23 protein-coding genes are annotated in these 18,232 nt (G+C 54.7%); 15 read left to right on the forward strand and 8 right to left on the reverse strand.

Going from position 1 to position 18,232, the window contains the following annotated elements; translation table 11 throughout:
* The first annotated feature begins 28 nt into the window (after window positions 1–28).
* Both ACIP1G_RS20300 and ACIP1G_RS20305 read left to right on the forward strand, forming a co-directional pair.
* Window positions 29–1,006: an IS5 family transposase gene (locus ACIP1G_RS20300; protein ID WP_033991331.1), complete on the forward strand. Its 978-nt coding sequence runs from the start codon at window positions 29–31 to the stop codon at window positions 1,004–1,006.
* A 165-nt stretch (window positions 1,007–1,171) separates the two neighbouring features.
* On the forward strand, window positions 1,172–1,591 hold the full coding sequence (locus ACIP1G_RS20305; RefSeq protein WP_375139569.1) for a TnsD family Tn7-like transposition protein: 420 nt from the start codon (window positions 1,172–1,174) through the stop codon (window positions 1,589–1,591).
* A 27-nt stretch (window positions 1,592–1,618) separates the two neighbouring features.
* On the opposite strand, the gene ACIP1G_RS20310 is transcribed toward ACIP1G_RS20305, so the two are convergent.
* From ACIP1G_RS20310 to ACIP1G_RS20330, 5 genes are all read right to left on the reverse strand, one after another.
* Window positions 1,619–2,533, reverse strand: a complete 915-nt coding sequence (locus ACIP1G_RS20310) for a TniQ family protein (protein WP_110765414.1) — start codon at window positions 2,531–2,533, stop codon at window positions 1,619–1,621.
* 988 nt (window positions 2,534–3,521) lie between these two features.
* Entirely contained in the window at window positions 3,522–3,767 is a 246-nt protein-coding gene (locus ACIP1G_RS20315) for a hypothetical protein (RefSeq protein WP_181132481.1), read from the reverse strand.
* A gap of 191 nt (window positions 3,768–3,958) precedes the next feature.
* A complete protein-coding gene (locus tag ACIP1G_RS20320; protein WP_060515395.1) occupies window positions 3,959–4,258 on the reverse strand; it encodes a hypothetical protein in 300 nt (99 codons plus the stop codon).
* Window positions 4,259–4,505: 247 nt separating this feature from the next.
* The gene (locus ACIP1G_RS20325) at window positions 4,506–4,781 is read right to left on the reverse strand and encodes a hypothetical protein (RefSeq protein WP_156341229.1); all 276 of its coding nucleotides are present in this window, start codon (window positions 4,779–4,781) and stop codon (window positions 4,506–4,508) included.
* A gap of 44 nt (window positions 4,782–4,825) precedes the next feature.
* On the reverse strand, window positions 4,826–5,098 hold the full coding sequence (locus tag ACIP1G_RS20330; protein ID WP_060515393.1) for a hypothetical protein: 273 nt from the start codon (window positions 5,096–5,098) through the stop codon (window positions 4,826–4,828).
* A 153-nt stretch (window positions 5,099–5,251) separates the two neighbouring features.
* On the opposite strand from ACIP1G_RS20330, the gene ACIP1G_RS20335 reads away from it, so the two are divergent.
* From ACIP1G_RS20335 to ACIP1G_RS20350, 4 genes are all read left to right on the forward strand, one after another.
* Entirely contained in the window at window positions 5,252–5,902 is a 651-nt protein-coding gene (locus tag ACIP1G_RS20335) for a hypothetical protein (protein ID WP_060515392.1), read from the forward strand.
* A 132-nt stretch (window positions 5,903–6,034) separates the two neighbouring features.
* Entirely contained in the window at window positions 6,035–6,220 is a 186-nt protein-coding gene (locus tag ACIP1G_RS20340; RefSeq protein ID WP_181132480.1) for a hypothetical protein, read from the forward strand.
* A 43-nt stretch (window positions 6,221–6,263) separates the two neighbouring features.
* On the forward strand, window positions 6,264–6,446 hold the full coding sequence (locus ACIP1G_RS20345; protein ID WP_060515391.1) for a hypothetical protein: 183 nt from the start codon (window positions 6,264–6,266) through the stop codon (window positions 6,444–6,446).
* A 200-nt stretch (window positions 6,447–6,646) separates the two neighbouring features.
* Window positions 6,647–6,940 carry a hypothetical protein gene (locus ACIP1G_RS20350; RefSeq protein WP_181132479.1) on the forward strand — a complete coding sequence of 98 codons (294 nt, stop codon included), beginning with the start codon at window positions 6,647–6,649 and terminating at the stop codon, window positions 6,938–6,940.
* A gap of 39 nt (window positions 6,941–6,979) precedes the next feature.
* On the opposite strand, the gene ACIP1G_RS20355 is transcribed toward ACIP1G_RS20350, so the two are convergent.
* Window positions 6,980–7,258, reverse strand: coding sequence for a hypothetical protein (locus ACIP1G_RS20355; protein WP_181132478.1), 279 nt, complete (start codon window positions 7,256–7,258; stop codon window positions 6,980–6,982).
* Between the two features lie 608 nt (window positions 7,259–7,866).
* On the reverse strand, window positions 7,867–8,157 hold the full coding sequence (locus ACIP1G_RS20360; protein WP_181132477.1) for a hypothetical protein: 291 nt from the start codon (window positions 8,155–8,157) through the stop codon (window positions 7,867–7,869).
* A 791-nt stretch (window positions 8,158–8,948) separates the two neighbouring features.
* Between ACIP1G_RS20360 and ACIP1G_RS20365 the strand changes: the two genes are divergently transcribed.
* The 9 genes from ACIP1G_RS20365 (at window position 8,949) to tnpC (ending at window position 17,581) form a co-directional block, all read left to right on the forward strand.
* Entirely contained in the window at window positions 8,949–10,442 is a 1,494-nt protein-coding gene (locus ACIP1G_RS20365) for a hypothetical protein (RefSeq protein ID WP_181132476.1), read from the forward strand.
* 56 nt (window positions 10,443–10,498) lie between these two features.
* Entirely contained in the window at window positions 10,499–10,858 is a 360-nt protein-coding gene (locus ACIP1G_RS20370; protein ID WP_010951431.1) for a histone-like nucleoid-structuring protein, MvaT/MvaU family, read from the forward strand.
* A gap of 646 nt (window positions 10,859–11,504) precedes the next feature.
* Window positions 11,505–12,347 (forward strand): TIGR04255 family protein, encoded by an 843-nt coding sequence (locus ACIP1G_RS20375; RefSeq protein ID WP_020302570.1) that lies wholly within the window; start codon window positions 11,505–11,507, stop codon window positions 12,345–12,347.
* A complete protein-coding gene (locus ACIP1G_RS20380) occupies window positions 12,344–13,027 on the forward strand; it encodes a transcriptional regulator (RefSeq protein WP_126404318.1) in 684 nt (227 codons plus the stop codon). The genes ACIP1G_RS20375 and ACIP1G_RS20380 overlap by 4 nt, the downstream gene beginning before the upstream one ends.
* Window positions 13,028–13,029: 2 nt before the next feature.
* Complete coding sequence (locus ACIP1G_RS20385) at window positions 13,030–13,899, forward strand: hypothetical protein (protein ID WP_016497350.1); 870 nt, start codon at window positions 13,030–13,032, stop codon at window positions 13,897–13,899.
* A gap of 310 nt (window positions 13,900–14,209) precedes the next feature.
* Window positions 14,210–15,133, forward strand: coding sequence for a hypothetical protein (locus ACIP1G_RS20390; RefSeq protein WP_010951435.1), 924 nt, complete (start codon window positions 14,210–14,212; stop codon window positions 15,131–15,133).
* A gap of 186 nt (window positions 15,134–15,319) precedes the next feature.
* Entirely contained in the window at window positions 15,320–15,652 is a 333-nt protein-coding gene (gene tnpA, locus ACIP1G_RS20395; RefSeq protein WP_009684096.1) for an IS66-like element accessory protein TnpA, read from the forward strand.
* Window positions 15,649–15,984 carry an IS66 family insertion sequence element accessory protein TnpB gene (gene tnpB, locus ACIP1G_RS20400; RefSeq protein WP_009684097.1) on the forward strand — a complete coding sequence of 112 codons (336 nt, stop codon included), beginning with the start codon at window positions 15,649–15,651 and terminating at the stop codon, window positions 15,982–15,984. The genes tnpA and tnpB overlap by 4 nt, the downstream gene beginning before the upstream one ends.
* Before the next feature lie 61 nt (window positions 15,985–16,045).
* The gene (tnpC, locus tag ACIP1G_RS20405) at window positions 16,046–17,581 is read left to right on the forward strand and encodes an IS66 family transposase (RefSeq protein WP_009684098.1); all 1,536 of its coding nucleotides are present in this window, start codon (window positions 16,046–16,048) and stop codon (window positions 17,579–17,581) included.
* 33 nt (window positions 17,582–17,614) lie between these two features.
* Here the strand turns inward: tnpC and ACIP1G_RS20410 are convergent, their stop codons facing one another.
* The gene (locus ACIP1G_RS20410) at window positions 17,615–18,148 is read right to left on the reverse strand and encodes an NUDIX hydrolase (protein ID WP_024947944.1); all 534 of its coding nucleotides are present in this window, start codon (window positions 18,146–18,148) and stop codon (window positions 17,615–17,617) included.
* Between the last annotated feature and the right edge of the window lie 84 nt (window positions 18,149–18,232).

An 18,232-nucleotide genomic window follows, 5' to 3' on the forward strand; every position in this document is an offset into this window, starting at 1 on the left:
CCCCTCTTCGTGAGCCTCGTTACGCGCTATGCAGAAGACCTTCTCCGAACTCGAATACACCGGCAAGAAAAAGCAAACCCGACGAGATCGCTTCCTGGCGGATATCGAGCAGTTGGTGCCCTGGGCACAGCTGGAAGCTCAAGTGGCGCCGTTCTACCGCGACACCACCGGCAAGCGCGGACGCCCCTCGATTGGGTTGTCGCGCATGCTGCGCATGTATGTCGTGCAGCAGTGTTTCGGTTTCTCCGATGAAGGCACCGAAGATGCCATCTACGACAGCCAGGCCATTCGTGGCTTCATGGGCATCGACCTGGGCCGGGAGTCGGCACCGGATGCCACTACCTTGTTGCGCTTTCGCCGCTTGCTGGAAACCCATCAGCTGACGCGGGTGTTGTTTGAAACGATCAACCAGCATCTGGCCAGTCGGGGTCTGCTGCTCAAGGAAGGCACCATCGTCGATGCCACCCTGATCGCCGCACCGCCCTCGGTCAAGAACCGAGAAGGTAAGCGCGATCCTGAGATGCATCAGGCTAAAAAAGGCAATCAGTGGCACTTCGGGATGAAGGCCCACATTGGCGTCGACGCCACGTCGGGGCTGGTGCACAGCCTGGTGGGGACCGCGGCTAACGTGGCCGATGTCACCCAGGTCGACAAGCTGCTGCACGGTGCCGAAACCTATGTCTCGGGAGATGCTGGATACACCGGTGCGGCCAAGCGAGCGGAGTATGCTGAACGGGACGTTATCTGGTCGATTGCAGCACGGCCAAGCAGCTACCAGCATCACGGCAAAGACAGCGTGCTGTTCCGGGTCAAGCGCAAGATCGAATACGCCAAGGCGCAACTGCGTGCCAAGGTAGAGCATCCGTTCCAAGTGATCAAAGTGCGCTTCAACCATCGCAAAGTCCGTTACCGTGGACTGGAAAAGAATACGGCGCAGTTATTCAGTCTGTTCGGGTTGGCCAATCTGATGCTGGCAAAGCGGTACTTGCAACGGGTGGCGGGATAAATCCGTCTGAAAGGCGGGGTTTACCCGCTAATCAGTAAAACAGGGCCTGAAATCGGCCCATAAACGCAAAATAAGACCGTCAGGTTGAAAAAATCGGTTGGAAAATGGAATGCGGACTGAAGAGGTAAATTGTTCAGCGTCTCCCTAAGTGCTGATCCTCTACTGATGGCTGCTTGGACAACTCAGCGCAGGGAGCTACTGCTACACAATCACCGTGCGGAGTGGGTTAGCGCCATCGGCATGAATCCAGACGCCAGTCCGAAAAGCCTGAGATCAATGCTCCCCAAGGTCTATCAATGGCTATACCGGAACGATAATGACTGGTTGATGGCTCAAACTAAGCGGATGCCAAGTGGTCGCGTAGGCAACAATCAAAAAATCGATTGGAGTGCTCGCGACAGGCAACTATGCGAATCAATTGAATTGAGCATTCAAAGACTGAAATACTCGGCCACGAATTTCCCTGTTCGAGCTAGTCATATTTTCGCGTTGGTGCCCACACTGCATCGGTGCCTAGAAAAAAGGAATCGCTACCCAGAAGCACGAAACCTACTAGAAATTGTTACCCAATCGACCAAGACTTAACATGCAAGTGCAGCAACGCTCAGTCAGCTATTCCCGACAAGTGGTCGCATACCTACCATTACCATAATTTCGCCATAGAGACTCAATAGGAATCAAATCTTTATCATACTCGTACAAATCAACAACAAATTCATCGAAAGTCTCATAGGCATAAACCACGATTTTCAAAATTTCTTCGGGGAAAAATTCCGTCTTTACAACAGGACTCTCAAATCTTTTTTCTTCCAAATTATTTGAAATCCGATCGAGATACTCAATCATGGCTGTCCGCTCAGATTTCATCCGCTTCGTCAGTTTCTTGAGGCTGCGCAACTTATCGGAGAGAATGGCCACTGCAGAATGGATTGAAATGGAGAATTCATAAGCGCATAGCGCTTCTACGAAGCGAGCATGTTTGAGAGCATCTTCATCCAAGTTCATTACGCTCTCTGCGTTACCGAGGTGTCGCCCAGAACACTTTCTCCACATCACATCGAGATTGTGGCCTTTTGATGAGAAAGGTTGATCGCAATATGGGCAAGTGGACAGCAGCACCACATTGTGTGTGGCACACACGCTCACATGATCAGGGAAATTTCGTCGCCAGTAGGAAAAGCCCAAATCCTGCACGTCCTGCCTGACGCATTCCGGGCAGTAGGCGTGCAAGTCGGAATTAGTAATCGCCATTCGGGGTTTGAGATACGCCGTTCGAGAATAACTGGCATCTCGGGTATCCCTGATAACAAACTGCAGGGGCAATTGAGTGTGTTCGTGCAGCAAGCGGTTGAAGCCATAGCATCCTTGCCAACCCATCGTTGAGGCGATCACCTTAACTGCTTGGTGAGTAATCTCCCCTTCAGAAAGCCATCGTAACCTGTCTACCCTCCAGTCCATAAAATTCACGAGCAAATTGCGGTCAACATATGAGCGCAAAGATTCATCAGGTTGGATACGCAACAGCATGGATGGGTTGGCCCCTCAGCGACTGATCCCGCGTCATCGTTCAAAGGTTGCGGTTGAGCAAACATTGCCAGAAATAAGGTGTAAAAAAGGCACCCAAAGGTGCCTTTTCGGAAGGTTCGAGGAGTAGTCGCAGCGATCCTTTAACTCCCAGCCTTGCGACCTTGGGTTCAGAATCCGACCGGCTATGCCCGTCGTCACTACTTCAGAGAAACCAGCATTCTCTGCTGCCGAAATTGCGGGGGGGCCTTGCTGGTACCCAGTCCCAACGGATGCGCAGTTGCAGTCCTCGACTACAAGCCTATACAGCGTGACACACCTGTCAATTAGATTCTGAGGCGTAATTCCAAGTCGGGACAACGGCGTGCATCACTGCACCCCGCCAACCCGGATTGGTCACGAACAGGGTTACCCGCGACAGCTTTATTTCCCTTGCGACAGGTTTAATTCCCTAAATCTAGCGCTCCTGGATAGAAGCGCCAGATATTACACGTACGCGTTAAGTATCGTAAACGCACATATTAGATGAAGAAGCCAGCTCACAGGGTCCCTGTAGATGCGCCGATCGCCTTTTCCGCGGGCAAAAAAAACCTCAGCACTTGGGTTGCTGAGGCTTCTTGATGGTCGCTATCTTCATTGCTACCTAGGCACGAGCTTTACGGCGGCGAGAAGTATCCGGTCATAGCGCATGACCAATTGTTTAAGACGGCGGCTAGATACGTTGCCGTTGATCGCCTTGGCTACCATTCTCTCGTGACGTGCTTGGGCGCGACGCAGCCGCTGGCCTTGTTCTCCTCGCCATAATTTGAGAGGCATCTCCGGACCAGTGGGGGTAGAGTTGAGTGTTCCCATTTGCAATCTCCTGAGGCTTGCGTTGCATGACTCAGGGAGATGCGGAACGCAATTACATACGCCTCATTCGACTTTCATTTTCCAGAACTACAACGAGCCAGCCGGCCAAAATTTGCTTACATCCCGGTGGCGGCACCGCTCAATCCGCATTTTTCTTTTTCGCCCTTGGCTTCTTGGTGATCACAATATTTGGCAAGCCGCGGACCGCGTCATCCCAGTGCGGATCACGGTCAAGGTCGTTGACCACTTTGCTGATCCACACAGCCGTCTTATCCCAGCGGATGGCAAGCTGGCGGCCATTCCAGCCGCGGGCCTTGTACTCAGCTTTGAACTCTGCCGGGGTCAACAGCGGCTGTTTCAGTTGAACTTCGTTTTCCAATTTCATGCACTCGAAAATTTTGATGTCGAAGGCTGGTCGAGAGTCCACCCTCACCTTCGTACGCTACCACGAAAGCGCAGAGAGAAGATGCATTTTTAAACTATAGGACAATAATATTCAACTGGGAACAGCCTGCCCTCTTCAGTGGGGCACAAAAAACCCGGCCTCGTGAGCCGGGTGGATGAATCGTTATTGGTTCAGCATCCGAGTGCCTGGCAGTCGTCGCAAAGGCCAACCTGGAATACTTCAAGATCGGTGAAGCACCGGGGACATTGCTCGACATCATGATCTGCCGCAGGCTTGCTGATTGCGTCGCCGAACTCGGCAACCAGTGCAGCGTAGTGATCGCTGGTTGAAGCGTCACCGCGCAGCTCAAAATAGCGGTCCTCGGTCTTCGAGTAGGCTTTGAACACTTGTTTACCGTTGAACTGGCTGGCGCCCACTGAAACGGGTGCAATGTTGCGCAGCATGGCGATGTTCACGGGCATTGTTTGCATTGGGTTCTTCCTCAAGGAGTGGGTTGGCCGTATAGCTAGGAATGGCCAACAACACCTGATAAGCCGCCCCAGACTGCAGCTCCCGCGGGCGAAGCTGCGGGTATCAGCTGCCGATCGCCGCAGGCTCTTTGAGTTGCGCCTTCCTGACATTACCCTCCTGAGCAGGAAGCGCAGGTGTAAAAAACCCCGAACTGCGTGAGCAGTTCGGGGTGGTGCAGCGTTAGGGGACCAGGCCTGGCGGAAGTTACTACCAGTGCGAAGGCCACTGGATAGAATCGTCATCGTCGTAGGGGACAGGCTTCACCTTGAACCCAACAAGCAGAATCTCCAGCAGTTGCTCATCGTCCTGGGGCAAATCAAACCAACCTGCCTTGTAAAAGCGTCTCGCGAAGCTGTAGTCATCCCACAGCCGCTCGATATCGTTCTCGCTGGCCATGTAGCCTGCATTCGCCAATGCCGCACACATGCGGCGAACATCAGCGCTGCGTGCCGACGGCGCCGGCGTGTATTGAAGGTATTCCATACTGCTCATCCGCCAATAATCACTTTTTGCTCGTGTTGAGAACGTCACGCAGCGCGTTTGTAGGCCTCGATTCGCTCGTCGGCTGCGGCCAGGTAGCCCTCGACCCTCGCACGCGCTTTGGCCATGTTTTCGACATCATCGGGTTTCGCACGCGAGCACGAAATGTACGAGACCTCAGTCAAAACACGTTGGGTTATCTCTTTCCAATGGGAAACTTCATCGGCACTGCAGCAGGCATGGTAGTCATCAACCTTGCGGTGGAGACGGTCGTAGGCACGGCGGTATTCAGCGACAGGGACGGTTTTGTTGCTGCTCATGGGTGGCACTCCTCAGAAGGGAAATCTGGTTGAACTTGCCCATGGAGATGCCTCACGCACGCGTGTAACGGATGTGCCGGCGAGCACCATCGTCCTTGTTCTGCAATGTAACTCATCCCTGAGCACGATGTTCAATTCCTCAGGAGAGAAACTATGACAACACTCGTGAAAGTAGCGACCTGCTTGACCCCGGAACTTGCGCGTACCATCGTCAAGATGGCGTGCATCGTGCGCATCTCTCAGACCGGAGAAGGTGTAGAGATTCGCGACACCAGACCCCTGCTCGATCGCTTGGAGTCCCCAATCGAAGGGCGTGGTGTCGTCCGAACATTTGGCTCCACGCATTTCGTGGTGACCGAGGACCTGGCGCACCGGCTCGACGCAAAACACCTACCAGGTGAGCCGACTGAAACTTCACCGGTGACTGCGGCAGAGGATTCCGACGCGCTGAAAACGATTATTGCTGACCGGCTGGGATCTCAAGGTTGGGTGATCGTCGACGACCTGAGCTTCAACTGCACCTCTGGTGTGGCCAAAAAGCAGTACCAAACAGCAGTCGGCATCAAAGAGGCAATCGCATACCTGCAAGCCGGGGATGACGGCGCCAGGCGCCTGCTCGCTGAATACTACAGCGAGGGCAACAATGTGCTGAGCACAACCACTGCGACCTTCACCCCAGTCTGCTCGACCGAGGCTGTAGGAGCGGGCACTAGCCGTTTCGCAGCCCGAGTTGACGACGTAGTCAGCGGCACCTATGCAGTGCGCCTGCTTCGTCCTCGCGACCTGGCCGCAGATGGTAAATAGCACCACCACGCTCCCCTAAACGAACGCTCCACCATACCCCGGGTTCGCCTGGGGTTTTTCTTGGCCAGAGTTTCCTTTTGCATGTGCGGCATCACCGCGTACATAGCCAACAATCCACCGGGCGGAGACACCATGAACCATTATCAGCAACTGATCGCAGACGAAATCCTGTCTGTTCAAGGACAGAAAGACTATTGCTTGCAAGTCCTATCCGCCGGCGGCCTTCAAAGCTGGGAGTCGAAGGAATACAGCGACCTGGTTGAGGAATACGACCAGAAGCTCAAAGGGCTGAATGAAAGATTGCCCGCGGCCGGCTGATCACCAGTCCTCCCTTACCCCCCCAACCTCACCCAGGAACATCATGACCAACGCAATCGAAGCACAAGCACAGAAGGTCCGTGCCGCCTATGCAGTTACTGGCAGCGTCAACCCTGAATACGAGCGCGAGTTCGACAAACTCTCGGATATGCGTCGTGAGAACATGGCTCAGGAGTTCCGCGCAGAGCGTGGCCTGCCCCCCACGGCCGAAACCCCGTATGACTGAGCCTCAGGGACCTGAGTCTTGAACATACACACCACCGCCCCCGGCTTGCTGGGGGCGTTTTTCGTTCCGCTTCCGGCAAGGTAGAGCCAAGCTGCAATGCGCAAGAGGCACCAACAAAATCGAAGGGGTCCTTTGATGGGTTGCATCGGTTGCCACGTAGGTGTAAATCACCGTGTGCACGCAAATTTCAAGGAACAGGCATGACTGAACAACCCGACCAGGAGCTGTATTACGAGCTTCAGATCGCCGCCAATCGCCAGACCATCTGGATTCACAGCAGTGATGGCTCAACGGTCGGTCGATTCAGCCCTAGAGGAATTGATCTTCACAATACCGTTACCGAAATGATGGCCGGAGCGCCTGAATGCCGCCTGTGTACGCATGGAAGTCCAACACAGGCCGACTGGCTGACCTTTCGCAACCGCTCGCTTGAATGGTGGGGCGTGGATGTTCCTCACAATGCAATCGACACCAGTTTCCTGCTGCCAGGCTAAGAGGCGATGACAGGGCCTCACTCGGTAGCCAGGCGGCCCTTAGCACGCACTGGGCGCCTCGGTCAGAGGTGAACCCTCCATTTCATCATCGCGCTTGTCGGCCTCTTCCATACAGGCACGTAGTAACTCAATTTCTAGCAGATCATGTTCAATTTTGGTGACCACGCGGAAATCTCGCAGCAACATTAGACGCCCCATGTGATAGCCCCGGGTTCGCTCCAAGTCCGGGTGCTCACGATAGCTGCCAAGGTTCGCCATATCATTCTCCATGGCGTCCAGCACAAACTGTTTCAGGGCTTCCGGATCGATCATGCTCATGGTCTGTACCTCTCGAAATCGCAACTGGGAGAGCGTATTTCGTGAGCGTCGTGACTGTCCATTTCATCGCCAGCCTGACGCGATTACCCGCACTCAAAGAAGCTGCATGCCTGCCCTGCTCCGGGCAGCGGGTTTGAAGTCCATTCAACCTACATCGCGGTGAGCACTGACAACTGCCCCGCCCCGCTTACAGGTCACTGCAGGCAGGGCTATCAGTATAGCGCGTGGCTTCAAGGTCGGCGGCGAGGAACCGGCCGGACTGTCGCTGAGCACTGATCAGATGAGAATGACCGGCTCCGGATCATTTTTATCGGCCCAGCTATGTGTACGGCGATCCCGTGTAGTGAGCTCCCAAGTGCGAACAGTCGGAGTAGAACGTGTCGTTCTCACAGACCAAGGTAAGATCCAAATGCTCGTCAGGGACCGTTTGAGGCTCTGAAGGGCCTCCCGCACTGTTACCACCGCGTTTCGTGAATTCTTGCTCTTGCAGGCCTTTGTCAGGGTCTTCAACCCCGGAACGCTTGCCTGCAGTTGCAGCCGTGAATTTGTTCGAGGAAGACGGCAGCTAGGCACTTGTGCCTACCGGATGACTAGGCACATGTGCCTAGCTAGGAATGGGCCTCTTCAGCGATGGACTGCGCATCTAGCTGCTGCTTTCGACGCTCCATCAACTTCTGCATGTATACGATCCCATCTTCCAAGGCCTTCACCGCCCAGGACGGGCAAGGCCTGGATGATTTCTTGGTCGGATCGTTGAGCCAAGATCGAACCGCACGAACTGAACAGGGTCGCTGGGTCACGGCATTGATGAGCATCGCGCTCTCCCCCTGCTTCACCTTGTGCTTTTCCAGCAGCGCGAGGAACGCTTGCCGGTTGGCATCCCGTTGTTCGACGTCCATCAACCCTCCGAGCCTTTTGAAATTAGGCACATGTGCCTATCAAGTGAACTACAAAATTATGGTCCCAGTCATGCCTAGGCAGTGCTTCCGACGTGCTTCCGCGGCCCAGGCCACACCTGGGCGCTGCCGGTTGGCCGTGACTGGTCAGTCGTCGTAGAAGTCGGTGTAACTCTGCAGAGTTCTCCCTCCACGAACCAGGTCGATCGTCATCTTGTTACGGTCGGGCCCCATTTGGAAGGTACGGCTGGTATCCCAGGACTTCACGACCAGCGTCACGGTACCGCCGGTGGCGTCGGTGTACTCGTTAGTGGTATCCCAGTAGGCATCAGGCCTAAACGCTATCGTCTATTACCATTCTGAGCTTGGGAAAGTCGATCGTTGAAATCGTCAAGGGACAAGCTGCCATCGTTCAATTGGAAAAGCAGGTTCTGGCCTTGCACCCTCCCCTCCGCTTTGCTCTCGCGGACCACTACATCGGTGGCCAAGAGGAACTTGCGAAGGGCTTCTTGAAATTCACGAGGGACGGTTGCGATGAAGTCGCATTGGTGGGAGTCACGGTGACGCACTTCGAAGAAACCGTCACCGCTGTACATCTGGCCCGCCCCCCTTTGCACCCAGGGATCAGTCACTACGCCAGGACTAACAGCCTCGGTGGGGAATGATGCTCGCACAAGCTCAGACAGAGCTTCAGCCATACGCTCGCTACCAGGCAGCTTGTAGCACCCCATTGGCAACGCCAAACCGATCCAAGCGCAATGAGTGCGAATAGTTGCCAAGCGTGTGGCACCTCATTGAGTGGGACCAATTTTGAGATCGCGCCGGCGAGTGATAAGGCCGCCTGGCTCACCTCTGGCTTTGAAGATAGGTTTTACGCCGACTCGTTGCCAGCTGACGCGGGATTGGCGGCCCTCACCTACGAACAGTTTCACGAGTTGTCATCGCGTCTCGCTGTCAGAAGTTTGCCTACGGAAAGAACCCAGCCGCTGAAGGTTGCTGATTCGGGTTCGCTAGAGATATCGCGGCTTATGGCAAACGCGGCGGGCGTGGTTCTCATGAACTGGCCTCTCGCATTCAGAGAACTGCTGAGTGGCCTCAAGGCAGTCCATTCCGATAACGAACATTGGACGCTCAGCAGATCGTTCGGCCCGATATACCACGACATCCACCGTGATCTGGATGACTCTTGTTTTGACTTTCTTCGTCGAGAGTTCGAATCATTTCTGCAGCATGCGTGGGAAGCACCGTTAGCGAAGCGAAATCGCAATTTGAGTGAGGAGACGATTGAGAGACATCGTTGGGTGTCGTTCGATTCTGCTGCTGAAGCTTGTGGTCTCGGGGTATCAGTCATAAAACGCCTTCATCAGGAGGGACAAATCGCCTATCGGGAGAAGGTCCATGAAGATCGAGTCTTTACGGTCGTGGACCTGGATCATTTGAAGGCAATCTCGCAGCATCTCCAGGGCGTGGCTGATATGAAAGAAACCTCGACTTTGCTAAGCCTCTGTCGCAATCGGGTTAGGCAGCTGCTAGCTGGTGGTACCCTCCAGTTCTTTGGTGGAGAACCGCGCCCAGGCGAAAGGTGGCTGATTGACTGCCGCTCGATCAACGAATTGATTGATGAGAAGCTGCCTACCAGCTCTGACCAGAGCCTGGTGTCGATCAACTACTTGGCCAAGCATTCTCTGCCCAAGGGGGGTGGGTTGGTCGAGTTGGTTCAGGCAATACGTGCAGGTGAACTTCGCGCTTACGGCCCAGCTGAGAATGGCTCGGTTGCGGTAGGGGCGTGGTTACTCAAGCCGCAAGATTTTGCAGCGTGGCAACAAGCCCGAGCTGAGAACAAGAGTCCGGTCTTTCCCGGCCTGTCGGTAGTCAAGGCTGCTGCGCTGTTAGGCGTCAAAGAACAATGCGCATACGCGTTCGTTCGACTGGGTCTGCTATGGAGCACTGCTGTCGAACGAGGCCGGCGTACGCAATTGATGGTTAAGCCTCAAGCCATCGACAGATTCAGGCGTGGCTATATCTTGGGACCGGAGATTGCGGTGTATTTGGGGAAGTCGACCAGGGAGGCGTTCAAGCACCTTTGGGAGGCCAGGTTTCGCCCCGTTGCGGGGCCATCCATTCCAAACGCGGCTTGCCGGCAGTACGTTTGGGTAAGAAGCAAAAAGCTGATCGATTACCTCGCAAGTGAAGCCGCCCAGATCGACGATCCTGAAGCCATCACGTTTTTATCCACACCGATCGCTCAGCCTCGTGATTGCCGATTCAGGCATGTGGGATCAAGATAGTTAGCACGCTTTCTTTCTTGATTGCTAAAATCATCGAACCCATTTTGGAGAATCTTATGTCCCGTCTCGCTGAATTCCGCCTGCTCGAACAACAGCTCGCAGCCCAACTGGCGGAGCTGGAAGCGCTGAAAAATGACTCTGCCCTGAAGCAGGAAATGGAATTTGAAACGAAGCTGCGCAGTTTGCTCAACGAGTATGGCTACGGCCTGCGCCAAGTGGTGCTGATCCTCGATCCGCAAGCGGTGGCTTCCACTGATATGGCCCCAAAAACCTCTCGGAAACCACGCGAAGTGAAGGTCTACAAGAATCCACACAGCGGAGAGGTTGTTGAGACCAAGGGTGGTAATCAGCGTACGCTTAAGGCCTGGAAAAACGAGTATGGCGCTGAGGTAGTCGAGTCTTGGCTCGCCAATTGATTGCACTGCAGGCGGCTTCTGGCACGAGATGAATCGTGGTGCGCCCCGAATGCAAATTCCCATTCTGGGGCGTGACGAAATTTTCTGCGGGTGGTGGTGACACACAGTTTATGCGCATTAAATAGAGGTCCACTTCAAAAAATGGACTCTCCAAAATGCGGAATGCTCTCGTCTCAATCTCAGTGAACACCATCGCAAGCCTCCTGACTGCGCTTGTGCTTCACTGGATCACCCCTCCTCTTTCCGACCTCTCCATTCAGCCAATCACGGCCTCAAACTCTGGATCCAAGAGCTCTTCGTGCTCTTCGTAGATGAGAAATCTGGACCAGACAGCACGTTTCTGAACCACCCCATCAGAGCAAGCGTTCCCCTGGATTGAGCTATCTGGTGACGATTCGTTGAGTTTCTTCTCACTGCTAGGAAGAGCTCTGATTAAAAATTCGTGCTTCCTCAGAGGCTTAGCGATGGTGTCTGTAGAGGCTTTTCTGGAATGACGAGTAAGCTCCTGATGGAGGCGTTTTCTGCACTCCATCCCTCACGGGGACCGCTTGTCAAATCGAAAGGCCCTGCTATACAGTTCTTGTCAAAGGATTTGTCAAATGATGTAGAATCCGGTCCCTCGTTGGGGAGCGGTGGAGGAGTTAACATGTCAGAACGCGAAGGGGTCTTAGCAAGGGCGCCGCTTATCTATGCGTTGAGCGTAATCAGATTTGCCCCGATTCTTAAGCTGCCAAAGCTGATCCCAGACATTCAGCACACGATCCGTCAGAGCCTCCCGGGCTTCTTCCAGATGGTCAAGGGCGTGCCGCCTGGAGTGATGCACAGCGGAGAACCGAATTCTTGGGCGTTCCTTAATCGGGATGCTGACTACGCGTGCGTGCTGGCCATGGATCACATGATCCTGCAAAGCACAAATTATCTTCATTTTGATAACCACTTAGCGCTTTTCCGTGAGTGCATTGAGGCGCTGGTAGGGCAAGCAGGTGCATTGGATATCACCGCTATCGGGATGCGGTACGTCGATAAAATTGAACCAGCTGAAGGTGAGACCCTAGCCGACTACCTTCCGGAAGCCATGCTCCCACTTAAATGCGATGAGCTAGCGGCGCATTGGAAAGTCCCCAAGGAGCAGCTTGGAATCTCTACTACCACCTACCATCTAGATCCGGAGTATCTGCACATCAGATGCTGGCGGCAGACTGGTATGTGGATACCGGAAGATTTGGTCGAGCCGGCCATGGTTTTCGAAATTGCTAAGCAATCGAGGAATTCATCCAAGCATGGTGCTCCTCTGCAAGGTGCATTTGTGCCTGTTAGCGAAAATGGTGCTCTTCTCGATACGGATGCGCATTGGCCGCTGCAGTTAGCCGAACGACTGGGAACCGAGGAGATCTGCACGAGACTCGACGGTTTGCATAAGACTGCTAACTTTGCTTTTAGGACAGTCGCGAAAGATCATGCCTTTGAGGTTTGGGGGAAGGCGAAATGACTACAGCAATGAATGGGCAATGGATTGATCCTACCGGGGCTGCTGTAAGCAGATCTTCTACTTGGGAAAACCCTGAAATTGCTCCGCGTGTAGGTAGCACGACAGCAAACCCTGTATTGGCGATTGCTTTCACAGCGATGCTGGCCGTTTCGGTAGTAGTCGCTCCTGGGACTGCCTCCCTGCCCTATCCACAACTTATCGGCTCAGCAGGCATGAGCTTTCATGGCGTGCATGCTGGTGCCTGGACCGAGGTGGACACCAGCCAGGATGCCAATGTTACCGAAGACGTAGCGCCGGCCTTAATCGAGGAGCTTAGGAGCGACTTCAAGTTGTCAGATAGCTCCATCGCGCAGATCTTCAACGTGTCTCGTCAGACCGTGTACAATTGGCGGACTGGAAAAACCGCCACTGGTTTTCCCGAGAGGCTTGCGGCTTTAACTGAGGCGTTGCGCCAAGTTAACGCCGAAGAAGCGCAGTATCTGCATCGGGTGCTTTTCTATCCAACCGCCGATGGCCGCCTGATTCAGGATGCGCTTTCGGATGAAGCGTGGAATCGAAATGGCGCTAAAGGTGTGTACGGAATGGTTGCGGAGTTGGCTGGCAAGGCGCAGCAGCTACGTGATAGGGACCTCAAAACCATCGCCAGGTTAGAAAAATCGGGCGGTTCGAATTTGGTTTGATTATGGCTGATACACCTGAGCAAGAGATCGTAAGTGCCATTAGCGCTGCTGGTTGGCTGCAAGGAGATACCGTCTCAGGTGACGCCTTGATTGAACACATATCCGAGGAGGTCCTGAAAGGCCAATTCGAGGGGGTGGCTCCAGCTTATTGGATGTTGGCCTCCCATTCCTGCACGGTGCATGCACGCAACCTTTGTGATGCGCCGTGGATAGAGTGGATTGCCGTTAAGGTAAAGAAAAAGGCCTTTGATAAGCAGCTGCACGCCCTCAATCCACGTACGCTGCACCTGCAGCACGCGGAAAAGCAGGTTTTGGAGCTCAAGATTCACAAGCGTGTGTGGACCAAGAGAGCCGTGCTTCCGACGCTCCACCGAAATCCGGTAATCACGCTGAGCGAAGAAAACGGTCAGTATTTCTCATACTGGATGTCCCACCATTACAACCGTATTGCGATGCCGGACGAGTTGGTCAACCGCCTGAAGGCAGACCAAGGTGACGACGGCATGAAGGGCATCGCCGTGCTTGTCGACGATTTCCTCCATCAGAACAACCAATTTTTCGCTAGTGCTTGGGTTTCCTTCAACCCCAAGGGCGAGATTCGCGACCCGGCTGAGCCCTACGAGGTGGTGTTCCGGTTTTTGACCAAACGAGAGCACGCCAGGCGCGCAAATGAGCTGCACGACCAGCTGAATGAATTGCTCGGGGTGGCCAGAAATCTCAACGATGGGCTGTACTTCGGTGGAGCAGACGTCACGGTGCTCCAAGACTTTACCATGCTCGATGCGGAAGACTTCGTGCGGTACAACCTTCACGACTGGCTCAGTGTTGGGGATACCGATGAAGATGAAGAAGGTGCCGATGATGCTGACTGAGCTGCTATCGGCCTCCCCTTTAGGATCTGGGATTGACCTTAGCTGACCGGCTGCTCTACAAACCAATTGATTTTCTCCGGAGCCGGTGTCACTGTCGCTCCAAGAATAGCCCCCACGCCTCGGGCAGGTCCCAGACCTGTACTGCGCACCAGGGGGTTAGTTGTTTCTAGGGCCCGCCCAGGTCGATCAGGCATGCTTTGGGCGGGCCTCAAACCAGTGGGTGACCACCAAAAGGGTCAGTTAGGCCTACTGCTGCCTATCCTCGCTCGTTACCATCCAGAGACCCTCTATTGATACGGTTTCAGCAAAGATGGATGTCTATAAGGTCCGCATCGAAGACACAGAAAGCAAGATCATCGACAAGGAAGGTTTCGAGGCCGAGACCTTCCGCAGAGATCCATGGTACCAGCCTGGAAGTGCCGGCAAGCTAGCTCAGTTTGCTGTATGCCCGGCATGCGACAACCCTGTCCAGCTGGTTGGGCTGTATGAGCTACCGCCTAACGTGAAGAACCCATTCGGGAAACATGCTACTAAGAGCATTCGCGGCATCGCTCCATTTGATAGTGAGGCCCGTAACGATTGCCCGTACTTCCAGCCTCGCCAGCACAAGAAAACAGAACGAAAAACCAGGTTTGACGGCGTCCCACGGAAGATTCTCAAGCTATTGATCGAACAGTTCGATCGCGTGGTTTACATCCTGGAGAAAGAGACCCAACTGGTCCTTTCCGAGAACGCGTTGAGAGGCATGCTGCAGCGTTACAAGGGAGAGCGTGGCTACCTCTATACCGGCGCGACGCTTCGCAATGTGCCATGGATCTTTGCTTACATGTCGGACGCCACCCGCCTGTTTGGCCAGAAGGTCATTGGAAATGCTGAGCTGGTGAAAGCTATTGCCGCTGAGGTGCCAGGGGCGGAAATCAGCAGCACTGGTCGGCTGGAATCGAAGAAGGTGCCTGGTTCGAAGGCGGCATATTTTGATCTCAAAATGAGTTTCATCCGCCATCGAATCGTCAAAGACAGTGAAGCGTCCGGCTTGGTTGAAAGCATGGAGTTTGTAGTGTCACAGCCTCGCGGAGGTGAGCTTGAGCACATTCACAAGGAAGTCATCAAATTCGATTCGGCTTGGTTCGAATCCCTTATCCGGATGCCGGTTGATCATCCTTATCGCAGAATGGATAGAGTGAAGATGGCCCGGGAGGAACTGGGCGATCTGCTGGAGCTGACTCAGGCCTGAGGAGGCCTGCTGTAAACCACTTTTTTTCACTGTAACCACAGTGGTTTACAGTGAAAAAAAGTGGTTTACAACGTAGCTACGACGTAACCGTCCGGCCAACTCACCTTCCTGACCCCGACGCCAAAGGCGATGGTGTCCACCTAATTTAAGTGGACACCATTTCTAGCCTTTTAAGCGGGTCTTTCCATGCAGTCACAACGCCGTTCCTATTCAAAATCCTTCAAGGCCCAAGTTGTCCAAGAGTGCGCCCAGCCCGGCGCATCGATTGCCAGCGTCGCGCAGAAGCACAGCCTTAACGCGAACCTCGTACATAAATGGATTAGGGTACTCACGAACAAAACCATGGCGCTGCAACCTGCTTTCATTCCAGTGCCCTTGCCGCTAGCCGGAGGACATTCGCAGGCAGCTTCATCAAGTATCTGCATTGAAATCCAGCACCCGCGTGGCACCGTCAAAGTGAACTGGCCGACCGAAAGCGCTGTCGCCTGTGCCACCTTTCTGCGAGACCTGTTGGAATGATTCGGATCGATGCCATCTGGCTTGCCACCGAGCCTATGGACATGCGCGCCGGTACCGAGACCGCGCTGGCCAGGGTGATCGCGGTGTTCGGTGTGGCGAAGCCGCACTGCGCATACCTCTTCGCTAATCGCCGTGCCAACCGAATGAAAGTCTTGGTGCATGACGGTGTGGGCATTTGGCTGGCAGCGCGACGATTGAACCAAGGCAAGTTTCATTGGCCCGGCATCCGTCACGGATCGGAAGTCGAACTCGATAACGAGCAACTTCAAGCCTTGGTACTGGGTTTGCCGTGGCAGCGGGTCGGCGCAGGCAGCGCGATCACAGTGCTTTAGCCCCTGCCATTAGCCCATCGGTTTATCGCTGTTGACGACCTACTCTGACACAATCAGCGGCATGACTTCCTCGCCCAATCTCGACCAGATGACACCGGAACAGCTGCGCGGCTTGGCCGAACAGGCTATGCAGTTGCTGTCCCAGGTCGACTCCATGAGCCAGAAAATCCAACGCCTCGAAACGGTCAACGAGCAACTGGCTCATGAAATCGCCATCCTCAAGCGACACAAGTTCGCCAAGCGCAGCGAGCAACTGAGCCCCGACCAAGGCAGTCTGCTTGATGATCTGCTCGATACCGATATCGCAGCTATCGAAGCCGAGCTGAAGGCAGCCAATCCGCCGGCCGCACCGGCCGAGCCACGTCATAAGCCCAAGCGTGCACCACTGCCGCCGCAGTTTCCGCGAACCGTGATCCGTCACGAACCAGAGAATACTCAGTGCGTGTGCGGCTGCCAGCTTCAGCGAATCGGCGAAGACGTCAGCGAGAAGCTCGATTACACTCCGGGCGTGTTCACAGTTGAGCGGCATGTGCGTGGAAAATGGACGTGTCGTCAGTGTGAAACACTGATCCAGGCGCCTGTACCGGCCCAAGTGATCGACAAGGGCATCCCGACCGCAGGCCTGTTGGCCCACGTGATGGTGGCGAAGTTCGCCGACCATTTACCGCTGTACCGGCAGGAGAAGATTTTTGGTCGGGCCGGACTGCCCATCGCCCGTTCGACACTGGCGCAATGGATCGGACAGACCGGTGTGCAGCTCCAGCCTCTGGTCGATGCGCTGCGTGAGCATGTGTTGGCCCAGGGCGTGATCCACGCCGATGAGACCCCGGTTCAGATGCTCGCACCAGGCGAAAAGAAAACCCACCGCGCTTACGTGTGGGCCTATAGCACCACGCCTTTCTCGGCCCTAAAGGCCGTGGTCTACGACTTCAGCCCCAGCCGTGCCGGCGAACATGCGCGTAACTTCCTGGGCACGTGGAACGGTAAGCTGGTCTGCGATGACTTCGCCGGCTACAAGGCCAGCTTCGAGCTGGGCATCACCGAAATCGGCTGCATGGCCCATGCACGCCGCAAATTCTTCGACCTGCATGCAGCCAATAAAAGCCAGTTGGCGGAGCAGGCGCTTCACTCGATTGGCGGGTTGTATGAAGTCGAGCGACACGCCAAGGAAATGAGCGACGAAGCCCGCTGGCGATTACGTCAGGAAACAGCGGTGCCCATCGCTGAAAAACTGCATGAGTGGATGTTGGCCCAACGCGAACTTGTGCCCGAGGGTTCGGCCACGGCCAAGGCCCTGGATTACAGCCTTAAACGCTGGGTAGCGCTGACGCGCTACCTGGAAGATGGTGCTGTGCCCATCGACAATAACCAGATCGAGAATTTGATCCGGCCGTGGGCGCTTGGGCGCTCGAACTGGTTATTTGCCGGGTCGCTGCGCAGTGGAAAAAGGGCGGCGGCAATCATGAGCCTGATCCAGTCGGCGCGTATGAATGGGCACGATCCGTATGCCTATCTCAAGGATGTACTGATGCGGCTTCCGACACAGCGGGCGAGCGAAATCACGCAATTACTCCCGCAGCATTGGATGCTTGCCTGAGGCAGGCTAAGTGGACTTCGCCAAATAGTCAGCTCAAAGGCTGATTGGCATCAACAATTCGGAAGCGACTTTTCTCAGCATGTAGGTTTCGCGCAGAATTGATTGCCCCATCGAAGACTCGTGCCGCTGCATAACGGCTTCATTGTGCGTGATTGCTTCATGCAGGTTGATCCAGACAGGCCGCATACCATTAGCGATTTCGTGGCTTTCCATTCTCACGGGCTCTAGCTGGGGCGCTACTTCGCATTGATAAAAATGCGAGGTCATGTGCATCAGATCGTACTGTGGCTTCCAGTAGGACCGGTACTCCTCGATGTAACCGTAGTGCTGGAGCACCTGTATTTCACGGGCACCAGTCTCTTCCTCCAGCTCACGCTTCAGGCCTGTGACAATGTCCTCGTCAACATCAAGGCCGCCTCCAGGAAAGCTGAAGTCGTTATAGCGCTCGGTGAACAGCAACAGGATCTGCTCACCCCGCATCACGATGCCGCGTGCTGCATGTCGACGGAATACTCTGCCCTGCTTGGATTTCAGCTCGGGGTGAACAATTTCAGTTATGAGTTGCATGGGGCTCGTTACGGCAAGATCAGTTAGTCATCGTCCAGGGTGGCCACGGCATTTCCGCAGTTCTGGAAATACTGTGGCCAGTGG

It is taken from the genome of Pseudomonas sp. NPDC089392 (assembly GCF_044749595.1).
Classification (GTDB): domain Bacteria; phylum Pseudomonadota; class Gammaproteobacteria; order Pseudomonadales; family Pseudomonadaceae; genus Aquipseudomonas.

What these genes read in the sequence shown, in the direction of transcription:
- ACIP1G_RS20305 (WP_375139569.1), top strand. Translation starts at nt 1,172, where the DNA reads ATGGCTGCTTGGACAACTCAGCGCAGGGAGCTACTGCTACACAATCAC.
- tnpA (WP_009684096.1), top strand. Translation starts at nt 15,320, where the DNA reads ATGCAGTCACAACGCCGTTCCTATTCAAAATCCTTCAAGGCCCAAGTT.
- ACIP1G_RS20370 (WP_010951431.1), top strand. Translation starts at nt 10,499, where the DNA reads ATGTCCCGTCTCGCTGAATTCCGCCTGCTCGAACAACAGCTCGCAGCC.
- ACIP1G_RS20325 (WP_156341229.1), bottom strand. Translation starts at nt 4,781, where the DNA reads ATGGAATACCTTCAATACACGCCGGCGCCGTCGGCACGCAGCGCTGAT.
- tnpB (WP_009684097.1), top strand. Translation starts at nt 15,649, where the DNA reads ATGATTCGGATCGATGCCATCTGGCTTGCCACCGAGCCTATGGACATG.
- ACIP1G_RS20300 (WP_033991331.1), top strand. Translation starts at nt 29, where the DNA reads ATGCAGAAGACCTTCTCCGAACTCGAATACACCGGCAAGAAAAAGCAA.
- ACIP1G_RS20310 (WP_110765414.1), bottom strand. Translation starts at nt 2,533, where the DNA reads ATGCTGTTGCGTATCCAACCTGATGAATCTTTGCGCTCATATGTTGAC.
- ACIP1G_RS20330 (WP_060515393.1), bottom strand. Translation starts at nt 5,098, where the DNA reads ATGAGCAGCAACAAAACCGTCCCTGTCGCTGAATACCGCCGTGCCTAC.
- tnpC (WP_009684098.1), top strand. Translation starts at nt 16,046, where the DNA reads ATGACTTCCTCGCCCAATCTCGACCAGATGACACCGGAACAGCTGCGC.
- ACIP1G_RS20350 (WP_181132479.1), top strand. Translation starts at nt 6,647, where the DNA reads ATGACTGAACAACCCGACCAGGAGCTGTATTACGAGCTTCAGATCGCC.
- ACIP1G_RS20360 (WP_181132477.1), bottom strand. Translation starts at nt 8,157, where the DNA reads ATGGACGTCGAACAACGGGATGCCAACCGGCAAGCGTTCCTCGCGCTG.
- ACIP1G_RS20385 (WP_016497350.1), top strand. Translation starts at nt 13,030, where the DNA reads ATGGCTGATACACCTGAGCAAGAGATCGTAAGTGCCATTAGCGCTGCT.
- ACIP1G_RS20345 (WP_060515391.1), top strand. Translation starts at nt 6,264, where the DNA reads ATGACCAACGCAATCGAAGCACAAGCACAGAAGGTCCGTGCCGCCTAT.
- ACIP1G_RS20320 (WP_060515395.1), bottom strand. Translation starts at nt 4,258, where the DNA reads ATGCAAACAATGCCCGTGAACATCGCCATGCTGCGCAACATTGCACCC.
- ACIP1G_RS20390 (WP_010951435.1), top strand. Translation starts at nt 14,210, where the DNA reads ATGGATGTCTATAAGGTCCGCATCGAAGACACAGAAAGCAAGATCATC.
- ACIP1G_RS20375 (WP_020302570.1), top strand. Translation starts at nt 11,505, where the DNA reads ATGTCAGAACGCGAAGGGGTCTTAGCAAGGGCGCCGCTTATCTATGCG.
- ACIP1G_RS20410 (WP_024947944.1), bottom strand. Translation starts at nt 18,148, where the DNA reads ATGCAACTCATAACTGAAATTGTTCACCCCGAGCTGAAATCCAAGCAG.
- ACIP1G_RS20335 (WP_060515392.1), top strand. Translation starts at nt 5,252, where the DNA reads ATGACAACACTCGTGAAAGTAGCGACCTGCTTGACCCCGGAACTTGCG.
- ACIP1G_RS20340 (WP_181132480.1), top strand. Translation starts at nt 6,035, where the DNA reads ATGAACCATTATCAGCAACTGATCGCAGACGAAATCCTGTCTGTTCAA.
- ACIP1G_RS20355 (WP_181132478.1), bottom strand. Translation starts at nt 7,258, where the DNA reads ATGAGCATGATCGATCCGGAAGCCCTGAAACAGTTTGTGCTGGACGCC.
- ACIP1G_RS20315 (WP_181132481.1), bottom strand. Translation starts at nt 3,767, where the DNA reads ATGAAATTGGAAAACGAAGTTCAACTGAAACAGCCGCTGTTGACCCCG.
- ACIP1G_RS20380 (WP_126404318.1), top strand. Translation starts at nt 12,344, where the DNA reads ATGACTACAGCAATGAATGGGCAATGGATTGATCCTACCGGGGCTGCT.